Source organism: Kineococcus indalonis (assembly GCF_009906395.1).
Classification (GTDB): Bacteria; Actinomycetota; Actinomycetes; order Actinomycetales; family Kineococcaceae; genus Kineococcus; species Kineococcus indalonis.
In genome coordinates this window covers 12,970-24,440 of sequence record NZ_JAAALM010000011.1, presented here as the reverse complement: position 1 = coordinate 24,440, position 11,471 = coordinate 12,970, and the positions used below count along the sequence as shown (strand labels likewise).

6 protein-coding genes and 1 pseudogene are annotated in these 11,471 nt (G+C 75.9%); 3 read left to right on the top strand and 4 right to left on the bottom strand.

The window, feature by feature from the left end; genetic code table 11:
* Nucleotides 1-429 (bottom strand): annotated as a pseudogene (locus GTR00_RS01520) (hypothetical protein); the annotation flags it as partial.
* Between the two features lie 211 nt (nt 430-640).
* On the opposite strand from GTR00_RS01520, the gene GTR00_RS01515 reads away from it, so the two are divergent.
* Together GTR00_RS01515 and GTR00_RS01510 are read left to right on the top strand one after the other, a co-directional pair.
* A complete protein-coding gene (locus GTR00_RS01515) occupies nt 641-1,804 on the top strand; it encodes a glycosyltransferase (protein ID WP_166609894.1) in 1,164 nt (387 codons plus the stop codon).
* Nucleotides 1,805-1,925: 121 nt separating this feature from the next.
* A complete protein-coding gene (locus GTR00_RS01510; protein WP_166609893.1) occupies nt 1,926-3,935 on the top strand; it encodes a glycoside hydrolase family 3 protein in 2,010 nt (669 codons plus the stop codon).
* 55 nt (nt 3,936-3,990) lie between these two features.
* On the opposite strand, the gene GTR00_RS01505 is transcribed toward GTR00_RS01510, so the two are convergent.
* Nucleotides 3,991-6,714 carry an Ig-like domain-containing protein gene (locus GTR00_RS01505; RefSeq protein ID WP_166609892.1) on the bottom strand — a complete coding sequence of 908 codons (2,724 nt, stop codon included), beginning with the start codon at nt 6,712-6,714 and terminating at the stop codon, nt 3,991-3,993.
* Between the two features lie 329 nt (nt 6,715-7,043).
* Here GTR00_RS01505 and GTR00_RS01500 point away from each other — a divergent pair, with 329 nt between their 5' ends.
* Nucleotides 7,044-8,804 (top strand): ABC transporter ATP-binding protein, encoded by a 1,761-nt coding sequence (locus GTR00_RS01500; protein WP_205704812.1) that lies wholly within the window; start codon nt 7,044-7,046, stop codon nt 8,802-8,804.
* Here GTR00_RS01500 and GTR00_RS01495 read toward each other — a convergent pair.
* Nucleotides 8,792-9,610, bottom strand: coding sequence for a 4'-phosphopantetheinyl transferase family protein (locus GTR00_RS01495; RefSeq protein WP_205704811.1), 819 nt, complete (start codon nt 9,608-9,610; stop codon nt 8,792-8,794). The two genes, GTR00_RS01500 and GTR00_RS01495, sit on opposite strands and share 13 nt — an antisense overlap.
* Nucleotides 9,611-9,615: 5 nt before the next feature.
* Complete coding sequence (locus tag GTR00_RS01490) at nt 9,616-11,361, bottom strand: FAD-dependent oxidoreductase (RefSeq protein WP_323132127.1); 1,746 nt, start codon at nt 11,359-11,361, stop codon at nt 9,616-9,618.
* Nucleotides 11,362-11,471: the final 110 nt, after the last annotated feature.

Genomic DNA, 11,471 nt, shown 5'->3' with positions numbered 1-11,471 from the left:
CGACAAGACGTTCACGGTGGGCACCAGCGGCACGGTGGTCCCCGTGCCGCTGGTGCCCACCGTGAACGTCTTGTCGGTGCCGACCTTGTACCAGGTGCTCCCGGCCTGCAGGCAGGTGAAGTACGTGTAGGTGCCGGCCGCCAGCGACCTGCTGGCGGTGATCGTGGTGGCCGCCGGGCTCAGCGCGACGTCCGAGCGCAGCGGGAAGTCGACGTTCTGGCCGGAGGCGCTGCGGGCGCACACGCCGACCTTCTGCACGGTGGCGCCGGGCGTGACGGACACCGCGGTGGTGGCGGTGGCCGTGGCGCCGGACACGGTGACCCGACTGGTGGCGGTGGCCTGCTGCTCGGCCGCCTGCGCCGGCGCGGTCGCCGTCAGTGCCACGGCGCCGAGCACGCCGACGGCGGCGACGACCTTCTTGATACCCATGGTGCGAACTCCCCCGAGTTGCGTCCGGTGGCGCGCGGACGCGCGCCGTGGGGAGTTGCTTCGGCACCGCGGGGGCGGACTTGAGCCCGGCGGCACCACGCTCACCCTCGTCAGGACCCTGACGCGGCCCCGTGCCGGGCGGGCCGCGCCCCCGCGGGACTGGTAACCCTGGGCCACCACACCTCCGACCGACCACGGACGGGAGCCCACCGTGCGCGTCCTGATCACCGCCCTGCCGGCGTTCGGCCACCTGTACCCCGTGATGCCGATCGCGGAGGCCCTCAGAGCGCGCGGCCACCGCGTCGTGCTCGCCACGGGGGCCCGCGCCGCGCAGCGCCTGCACCGCCAGGGCTGGGAGGTGCACGGCCTGGACGTGAGCACCGAGCAGGCCGCGCAGCAGGTGGTGCGCGGCGGGCTGGACTTCCGCCGCCTGGCGCCGGCGGAGCGCTGGCGCTTCGCCGTGGCGATGTTCGCCGGCGTGCTGGCCACGGCGGTGGCCGCCGAGCTGGCGCCGGCGCTGAGCGCGCTGGCCCCGGACCTGGTGCTCTACGAGGAGATGGCGGCCGGTGCGGCGCTGGCCGCGGCCCGGGCGTCTCGGCCCGCCGTGCGCCACGGCATCGGCCCGCGGATGCCGGCACCCATGCAGGAGGGGTTCACCGAGGAGCTGGAGCGCAGCTGGCGCGCCGGCGGGGGCGGGGCCGCGCCCCGGGACCTGGCGGGGCGGCTGCACCTGGACGTCTGGCCGGAGTCGGTGCCGCAGCCGCCGACGCCGCTGCCGCTGCGCACGGAGGCGCTGCGCCCGGCGGCGTGGAGCGAGCCGGGCCTGGAGCTGCCGGCGCTGCTGGCGCCGGGGCCGCGCCGGCGCCCGGTGGTGTACCTCACGCTGGGCACCGTCTCGACGCGGGAGGCCGCCACGCTGCGCACCGTGCTGGAGGGGCTGAGCGCGCTGGACGTGGACGTGCTGGCGGCGGTGGGCACGGAGCTGGACCCCGCCGACCTGGGCCCGGCCCACCCGTCGGTGCACCTGGCGGGCTTCGTGCCGGCGGACCGGGTCTTCGGCCGCGTCGACGCCGTCGTCCACCACGGCGGCAGCGGCACGTTCCTGGGGGCGCTGGCCGCCGGGGTGCCGCAGCTGGTCCTGCCCCAGCGCGCGCACGACCAGTTCCTCAACGCCCGGGCCGCGCAGGAGGGCGGTCTCGGGCTCGCGCTGGCGCCGCAGGAGGTCTCCGGCGCGGCGGTGCGCGACGCCGTCGCGGACCTGCTGGGGGCGCCCGGCCACCGCGAGCGCAGCCTGCTGGCGGCCTCGCGGGTGGCCGCCATGCCGGCGGCGGACGAGGTGGCCGCCCGGCTGGAGGTGCTGGCGGAGCACGGCTGAGGGCGGCGCGGCGGGGGGCTGCAGGTTCCTGCCAGGGGCGGGCGAGCCCCCGCGCGCCGCACAGCCGGCTCCTAGCCTCGGCGCAGCGGCGAGGAGGACTCGCCCCGTCGTAGGAGCCGTGATGACCGTTCCCAAGAGTTCCGCACGAGCCTTCGCCCTCGCCCTGCTGGTCGCCGGGACGTCGCTGGTGCAGCCGCTCGCCGCCGGGGCCGCGCCGCGGCAGGAGCGGCTGGAGACCCGCTCCGCACCGCTGCTGAGCGTCGGTGGGCTGAAGTTCAAGGACCTGGACCGCGACGGCGCCCTGGACCGCTACGAGGACTGGCGGCGCGAGCCCGCCCAGCGCGCCGAGGACCTGCTGTCGCAGATGACGCTGCAGGAGAAGGCGGGCACGATGGTGCACGGCACCGCCCCCACCCCGTGGGGCGGGCCGCCCGCGTACGACCTGACGGTCGCGCGCGAGGTCATCGCGCAGCGCGGCGTCACCAGCCTGCTGACCCGGCTCAGCGGTCCGGCGGACGTGCTGGCGCAGCAGAGCAACGCGCTGCAGGAGATCGCCGAGGGCGCGCGCCTGGGCGTCCCGCTGACCATCAGCACCGACCCGCGCAACCACTTCCAGCACGTCGCCGGCGCCAGCGTGCCGGCCGGCGCGTTCTCCCAGTGGCCCGAGCCCCTGGGGTTCGGCGCCGCGCGCGACGCGGCCCTGACCCGCCGCTTCGCCGACACCGCCCGGCAGGAGTACCGCGCGGTGGGCATCACGACGGCGCTGTCGCCGCAGGCGGACCTGGCCACCGAGCCGCGCTGGTCGCGCATCAACGGCACCTTCGGCGAGGACGCCGCGGTGGTCGAGCGGATGACGCGCGAGTACGTGCGCGGCTTCCAGCACGGCAAGGGCGTGGACCCCCAGGGCGTGCAGGCGGTCGTGAAACACTGGGGCGGGTACGGCGCCGCGCAGGACGGTTTCGACAGCCACAACCCGTACGGCAAGTACGCCACCTTCTCCAGCGACGCCGCGTTCGAGGACCACCTGGACGCCTTCCGCGGCGCCTTCGGGGCCGAGGTGGCCGGCGTGATGCCGACGTACTCGATCGTGCGCGGCGCCACCGTGGACGGCGAGCCGCTGGAGCAGGTCGCCGCCGGGTACAACCGGCAGGTGCTCACCGACCTGCTGCGCGGGGACTACGGGTACCGGGGCGTCGTGATCAGCGACTGGGGCATCACCGAGGACTGCGTGGGCGCGTGCCTGAACGGCGCACCGGCCGGGCAGCAGCCGAGCTTCACCGGCTTCGGCGCCCCGTGGGGCGTGGAGCGCCTCTCGCGCGACGCGCGCTTCGTCAAGGGCGTGCAGGCCGGCATCGACCAGTTCGGCGGCACGGAGGACCCCTCCCCGATCGTGCGCGCCGTGCAGGCCGGGCGCCTGACCACGGCCAGGGTGGACGCCTCGGTGCGGCGGATCCTCGTCCAGAAGTTCGAGCAGGGCCTGTTCGAGGACCCCTACGTGGACCCGGCCGCCGCCGCGCGCACCGTGGGCAGGGCGTCGTTCCAGAAGGCGGCCACCGCCGCGCAGCAGCGCGCCTCGGTCCTGCTGGCCAACGCCGCCGTGCCCACCGGCAAGGGCAAGAAGAAGAAGCAGCTGCTTCCGCTGGCGGGGGGCACGAAGGTGTACCTGCACGGCATCGCCGCGCAGGCCGCCAGGGACGCCGGGCTGACCGTCGTGGCCACCCCCGCGGAGGCGGACGTGGCGATCGCGCGCACGGCCACCCCGTTCGAGACCCTGCACCCGCAGTACGTCTTCGGGCGCATGCAGCACGAGGGGAACCTGGCCTTCGCGCCGGGCCAGCCGGACTTCGACGCGATCGCGGCGATCAGCGCGCAGGTGCCCACCGTCGTCTCCGTCTACGCCGACCGGCCCCCGGTGCTCACCCGCCTGCTGCCCGAGGCCGACGCCCTGCTGCTGAACTTCGGCATCACCGACGAGGCGCTGCTCGGCCTCGTGCGCGGCGAGGCGGAGCCGCGCGGCAAGCTGCCCTTCGAGCTGCCGTCGTCGATGGCGGCGGTGGAGGACCAGCTCCCCGACGTGCCGGCCGACAGCGCCGCCCCCCTGTTCCGCCTCGGCGCGGGGCTGCGCTACTGAAGGTGGGGGGTGCGGACGGCCCGGCGACCACCGGGCCGTCCGCACCCCTGCGCCGTCAGGGGGCCGGTGCGGGCCGGACGGTGACGAACACGAGCTTGGTGTTCGCCCCCCCGGTGGCGTCCAGGGAGAGGGACCCATCGCCCACCTGGACGCGGACCGTGCGCGTCTGCCAGGGGGCGGACGCCGTGGGCACGTGGCCCTCGACGACGACCTGCTGGTTCACGGTGCCGGTCTCGGCGACCACCCGGTGCCGGGAGTTCAGCGAGCCGGGGTCGCCCACGGCGACGGTGACGTCGTAGCTGCCGTTGCGCAGGGCGGTGACCCAGCGGCCCGGCGTGCTGTTGCCGCTGCCGGCGGGCGCCTGCACGTGGATCAGCGAGCCGTAGCGGGCGTCGGGGGCCAGGGTGGAGGTGCGGGTGCGGGTGTTCGCGGTCAGGTTCAGCGGGTTGCCCAGCAGGTCCTGCCAGCCGGTGCTGCCGTCGTGGGCCGCACCGGTGTCGCGGGTGTAGCCGCCGGGCGGGGCGGAGCTGGACGGGCGGAAGCTGACGCTCACCGACGTCGTGGTGGGCTGGGTCGTGGCCGACGGCTTGAGCACGCTGATGCGCCCGGCGGTGAGGTTGGTCTCGGCGAGGTACTCGGCGACGTACACGTCCCCCGTGACCGGGTCGGTGACCACGCCCAGCGGGTTGTTGAAGACGAGCCGCTGGCCGGGGTCGGTGGCGTCGGCGACGGCCGCGGTGGACACCGGCTTGCCCGAGGCGTCCAGCGTCACGACGAGCAGGTCGTCGCCGTTGGAGTACTCGGTGAGCAGCAGGCGGCCGCGCAGCGCGCCGCCGAACGCGGTGCTGCTGCGGTACTCGGCCACGCCGTTGGCGGAGCGGTGCACGCCCAGGTTCAGGTCGGGCGCGGTCCACAGCGGGTCCGGCTGGGTGCCCACGGGGTACTGCCGGACCTCCCAGGGGTCGGCGCCGGAGGTCGGGTTGCCGCCGTTGAGGACGTAGTGGCCCGTGGAGGGGTTGGGGTGCCCGTAGTACCTGCCGGCCTGGATGCGGGTGAGGTAGTCGTTGTAGGCGGGCAGGTTCAGCAGCCGCGGCGGCGTGCCGCTGGGCGAGGCGGCCGTGTTGCCCCCGTCGGCGGACTCGTTCACCGGCGCGTACAGGCGGCCGCTGCTGGACCACAGCAGCGAGTACGGGTTGCGCACGCCGGAGGCGTGGACGCGCACCGGGGCGCCGGCGGCGCCGGGCCGGTAGCCGACCGCGGGGGCCGAGCCGGGCGCCGAGGGCGTGCCGGGGGGGTCGGTGTTGACGTTCACCGGGACCCCGGGGCGGAACAGGGCGGTGTCGCGCACGTCGGCGACCAGGACGGTGGCCGCCAGCGGCTGCTCGCCGCGGTCGCCCCAGTAGTCGTCGGTGCCGCCGTAGGCGGTGTTGGCGCCCTGCGCGACGTAGAGCCTGCCGTCGGGGCCGAACGCCGTGCCGTTGGTCATGTGGTCGTACCGCGAGCGCGGCAGGCCGACGACCACGTCGCTGGCGGTGGCGGCGCTGAGCGCCCCGCCGGTGCTCAGGCGCAGCAGGGAGATCCTGCCCGAGGAGCGCGGGGCGTCCTCGTGGGCGGGGTCGTTGTTGGTGACGTACAGGGCCGTGGGGTCGGCCGGGTCGAAGGTCAGGCCGGTGAGGGGCCTGGAGCCGAAGGGCCTGACGGACTCGGCGGCGCCGAGCGTGCCGTCGGCGCCGCGGGTGTACCGCAGCAGCTGGCCGGTGTACGTGCCGACGTAGAGCCGGCCGTCCGGGCCCAGCGCCATCGCCGACGGCTTGGCGACGGCCGTGGTCGCGGCGCGCCGGAAGGAGTACGGCGACAGCGGTGCGGCGGTGGTGCCGGTGCGGAAGGCGCTGACGTAGCTGGGGAACGCCGCGCCGCCGTCGCGGGCGCGCAGCGCCGTGGTGGTGCGCACGGTGTACCTGGTGTTCTCCGCGAGGTTCTGGGCGGGGGTGAAGCTGATCGTGCCGCCGGCGGCGTCGCTGTTGAGGTTCAGCGGGACGTCCCCGGAGGGGCCGGTCAGGCGCACCGCGCCCGCGATGGTGGTCTCCTCCACCGGGGCGGTGATGGCCAGGCTGACGGAGGTGTCCACGCGCACGCCGGTGGCGCCGTCGGCGGGCAGGGTGCCGGTGGTGCGGGGCTGGGGTGCCGTCGGGGCGGCGGTCGAGGGCTTGACCGTCACCCAGGTGAGCTTGGTGTTCAGGCCCCCGATCGCGTCCACGGTGAGCCGGCCGTCGGTGACCGAGACGGTCCGCGTGGCGCTCGTGGTGCGCTGCGTGGAGGTCGGCCGGAAGTCCTGCACGGCCATCACCTCCTCCACCGTGATGCGGTGGGTGCTGTCCAGGTAGCAGGAGGTCCCGCTCGCGGTGGTGCACGCGTCGCCGACGCCCACCCCGACCTCGTAGACCCCCGCGGGCAGCTGGTACTCCCAGCGCCCGCCGGCCACGACGAGCCCGTCGGTGCCGGCGCGCTGCAGGTGGATGAACGTCGAGGCGGTGCCGGTGCCGGTGCGCTGGCGGGTCTCGGCGGTGAGGTCCACCGCGGTCTGGGAGGCGGGCGCGACCCAGCCGTAGCCGCGCGCGGTGGTGTAGCCCTGGCCGGTGTCGGCGGTCCAGCCGCCGGGGACGGCGGTGCCGGCGGGTGCGAAGTCGATCTGCGCGGTGGTGGGCGGCGCGGCCGCGGCGGGGGCCGCGGTGCTCACCGCGACGACCGGTGCGGTGACCGCGGCGCTCAGCGCGGTCACGAGGACGAGGAGGGTGCTGAGGGGACGCCGAGGTGCAGTCATCGCGTTCTCCGGTGGTGAGGGTGCTGCTCACGCCGAACGGATCGTCGCGGTGCGGGGCGGCGGCCCCGCCCCTGGCCGCCCGTGAACCGTAGCAAGGTCGCCAGTCCCAGGGAACCTCTCGCCATGATCTGTCAAGGGGCCGTTCGGGTGATCACGGGACGTGGTCGCGAGAACGCGGACAGCACCGCGGCGTCTCCCCCGACAGGTGCCCGGGGCTGCTCGCAGCGGTCCCGGACACGTGAGGGCAAGCGCTTTCCCTCTGGCTGCGGCGGTGGCACGATGCCCGGGTGACCGCCCCGCCCGCCGGCCGCCCGCTCGACGGGGACCAGCCGTTCCGCTCCGCCCTGCGCCTGCTGGGGACCCACCGCCGCCGCGTCGCCGCGGCCGTGTGCTTCATGGCGGTCAAGGAGACGCCGCTGTGGCTCATGCCGGTGATCACCGGCCGGGTGATCGACGTCCTCGTCGCCGGCGGTCCGCTGCGCGAGCTGTGGCTGTGGACCGCCCTCGCCGTCGTCGCCCTGCTGCAGAACTACCCGAACATGGTGCAGTACACCAAGCGGTACATGGGCGCCGTGCGCACGATCGGCGTGGACCTGCGCAACGCGCTGACCGACCGGCTGCAGAACCTCTCCATCGGCTTCCACACCCGGGTCAGCTCCGCGATCGTGCAGACGAAGGTCGTGCGCGACGTGGAGAACGTCGAGCTGATGTTCCAGCAGATCGCCCACCCGCTGCTGTCGGCGCTGATGGTGGTGGTCGGCGCGGTCGTCGTGACCGCCGTGGCGATCCCGCAGTTCCTGCCCTTCTACGCGCTGACCATCCCGATCGCCGTCGGGCTGCGCCACGTGCTGGGCCGCCGCTCGCGCCGGCGCAACGAGGAGCTGCGCCGGGAGGTGGAGCGGTTCTCCGCCCGGGTCGGCGAGATGGCCACCCTCATGCCCATCACCCGCGCGCACGGGCTGGAGCGCACCGCCGCCGAGCGCGTGGCCGACGGCGCCCGCCACGTGCGCGACGCCGGGTTCCAGCTGGACCTGCTCAACGGGCGCTTCTCCGCCCTGTCCTGGGTGAGCATGCAGCTGCTGGGGGTGCTGTGCCTGGTGCTGGCCGCCTTCGCCTCCCTCAGCGGGGCGCTGCGGATCACCCCGGGCGAGGTGGTGCAGCTCTCCTCGTACTTCACGCTGCTCACCGGCGCGGTGACCAACCTGCTGGTGCTGCTGCCGGTGGGGGCCCGCGGCCTGGAGTCGATCCGCTCGATCGCCGAGGTGCTGGAGGAACCCGACCTCGAGGTCAACGCGGGCCGGCGCACCGTGCGCTCGATCTCGGGCCACCTGCGCCTGGAGGGGGTGTCGTACCGCTACCCCGGCGCGGACGGCGGGGCCCTGCACGACGTCACCCTCGAGGTTCGCCCGGGGCAGACGGTGGCGTTCGTGGGCCCCTCCGGCTCGGGCAAGTCCACGCTGCTGAACCTCGTCCTGGGTTTCGTGCGCCCCACCGCCGGCCGGGTGCTGGTGGACGGCGCCGACGCCGCGACGCTGGACCTGCGCAGCGTGCGGCGCCACGTCTCGGTGGTGCCGCAGGAACCGGTGCTCTTCGAGGGGTCCGTCCGCGAGAACGTCACGTACGGGCTGGAGGACGTCGAGGACGAGCGGGTGCGCCGCGCGCTGGCCGACGCCAACGCCACCGGGTTCGTCGACGCCCTGCCGCAGGGCTGGGACACCGTGGTGGGCGAGCGGGGCGCGCGGCTGTCCGGGGGCCAGCGCCAGCGCCTGGCCATCGCCCGCGCGCTGATCCGCGACCCGCGCGTGCTGCTGCTGGACGAGGCGACCTCGGCGCTGGACCCGGAGGCGGAGTCGGCGGTGCAGCAGGCCCTCACCCGCCTCATGCGGGGGCGCACCACGCTGGTGGTGGCGCACCGGCTGGCCACCGTGCGCGCCGCCGACCGGATCGTGGTCCTGGACGGCGGCCGCGTCGTCGAGAGCGGCAACCGCCACGAGCTGCTGGCCGCCGGCGGCCGCTACGCGCAGCTGGAGGGCGCTCAGCGGCTGTGAGGCACCCGCTGCGCCGGCTCGCCCGCCTGCGGGGCGGTGGCCTCCGGGACCGTGCTCGCCGGGACGGCCACCGCCGTCCCGGCCAGCGCGCCCTCCAGGCCCCAGCGGCCGGTGAGCGCGGCCACGGGACCCGCCGCGAGCACCTCGGCGCTGAACTCGCCGCACGGGTGCAGGCGCACGCGGAACCCGGAGAAGCCCGGCCAGCCGCCGTCCAGCGCCGACCACGCCTTCAGCAGCGACTCCTTGGCGCTGAAGAGCACCCGGTCGGCGTGCACGCCCGGCAGCCGCGCGGCCAGCGCGCGCAGCTGCGCGCGCTCCCCCGCGTCGGCGACGAGCTCCAGCACCCCGGCCGGCAGCGGCTCGTGGGGCGTGGCGTCCACGCCCAGGGCGGCCACCTCCGCGCGCCGCGCGACCGCGGCGGCGCGGTAGCCGGGGCAGTGCGTGATGCTGCCCACGAAACCCTCCGGCCACACCGGGGCGCGCCGCGGGCCCGGCGGCAGCGCCACCGGGTCGCACCCGAGCAGGAGCAGCGCCGCCCGGGCGCACCAGCGGCCGGTGAAGAACTCCCGGCGGCGCTCGGGGCGCGCGGCCGCCACGGCCGCCAGCTCCTGCGGCCAGGCCCCCGCCTCACCCGCGGCGGCCTCGCGGTCCACCTCCACCACCCGCACCGCCGGCGGCAGCAGCGGGCGCAGCAGCTGCGGCCCGGGCTCGTCGCCCCCGGGACGAGAGCACGGGCGCGACGACCCCGCCAGGGGGCCGCCGCACCCGTGCTCGTCCGCCACCCCGTCGTGGCGAGCACCGCGCACCGGTCTCAGGCGAAGACCAGCGCCAGGTGCTCCAGCACCGCGGGCAGCGAGGCCGGCACCGACCGGAAGCCGACGTGCCCGTCGGGTCGCACCACGTGGGCCGCGGCGCCGGAGACGCCGTAGGCGGCGCGGTAGGCCCCGCGGGTGTCGCGGTGGACGCCGAGCCCCAGCGAGGCGGGCACGACGGCGTCGGGGCTGACGATCAGGTGCACGTCCAGCTCCCCGGCGGCCGCCGTGCGGGCGGCGTCGGCGAGCTTCTCCAGCTGCAGGAAGCCCTCCTCGTCCACCCCCGCGTCGGCGTGCAGCAGCAGCGCCGAGCGCGTCGAGCGCAGCAGGTCGAACAGCCGCAGCTCGTGCGCGACGCCGAACCGGCGCAGGCCCGTGACGTCCGGGGCGCGGTGCCCCGGCTCCGGGCCGTCCACCGCACCGGCGAGGGACTCCCCCACCAGCGGGCTGCCGGCGTAGTTCATCGTCATCTGCATCTCGAGCAGGAACTGCTCCCGGGCATCGTCCATGTCGATCTCGTCGGTGAACGCCAGGTTCACGGCGCGGTCGACGATGGCGCGCCCGGCGGGCCGGCGCTCGGCCTCGTAGCTGTCCAGCAGCCCGTCGGAGGCCAGGCCCCGCACCGCCAGCGCCAGCTTCCACCCGAGGTTCCAGGCGTCCTGGATGCCGGTGTTCATGCCCTGACCGCCGGCCGGCGGGTGCAGGTGCGCGGCGTCGCCGGCCACGAAGACGCGGCCCTCGCGGTAGCGGTCGACGATGCCGTGCTTGATGCGGAAGATCGAGGACCAGCGCAGGTTGCCGGCCGTGGTCCCCGCGGGGGCCAGCTCGTCGACGACCTCCTGGATGTCGCCCAGGCTCGGCGGGTCGTACTCCTGCCAGAACCCCGCGGGCACCACGCCGGTGCCCACGGCGTCGACGAAGCGCTGCGGGGCCATGGTGGCCACGCGGTAGCGGTTGCGGCCCTTCAGCGGCACGCACACGAGCATGCCGGTGAAGCCGCCGTCCTCCTCGATGCGCACGAAGCGCAGCAGGTGACCGGCGGGCATGTCCCAGTCGAGGTCGACGTCGCCGAGCATGAACAGCTGCGGGAACATCGACAGCCCGCCCTCGAAGGTCAGCCCCAGGCCGGAGCGCACGGCGCTGTGGGCGCCGTCGCAGCCGACGAGGTACTGCGTGCGCACGACCTCCTCGCCGTGGGCGGTGCCCAGCACGCACGTGACGCCGCTGTCGTCCTGGGCGAACGTCAGCAGCTCCAGGCCGCGCTCGACCCGCACGCCGGCGGCCTCCAGCGCGCCGGTGAGCAGCCGCTCGGTCTCGTACTGCGGCAGGCCCAGGTGGGCGTAGGGCACGTCCAGGTCGGAGAAGTCGGCCTGGTGGGTCTGCACGCCGTTGACGAAGACGGTCTGCCCGTGCAGCCAGGTGCCCGCGTCGATCGCCTGCGCGACGATGCCCTGCCGCTCCCAGATCTCCATGGTGCGGCAGTGGATGCCGATGGCCTTGTCGGCCCGGGTGGCGGCGTCGGGGCGCTTGTCGACCAGGCGCACCCGCACCCCGCGGCGGGCCAGCTCCAGCGCGTGGGTCATGCCGGCCGGGCCGGCCCCCACGACGAGGACCTCCGGGCCGGCCGCGCCGGGGGCCACCTCGGGCACCGGCACGGGTGCCGGGGCGGGGGTGGTCTCGCGCACGACCGCCGCCGGCGCCGGCACGGGCTCCTGCACCGGCGTCGGCTCGGTGCTCAGCAGCACCGGGGCGGTGGTGCCGGACGCGGTGGTGCCGGACGCGGTGGTGCCGGACGCGGTGGTGCCGGGCCCGGTGGTCGCCGCCGGGCCGCTGCCCTGCGCGCCGACCGCGGGGC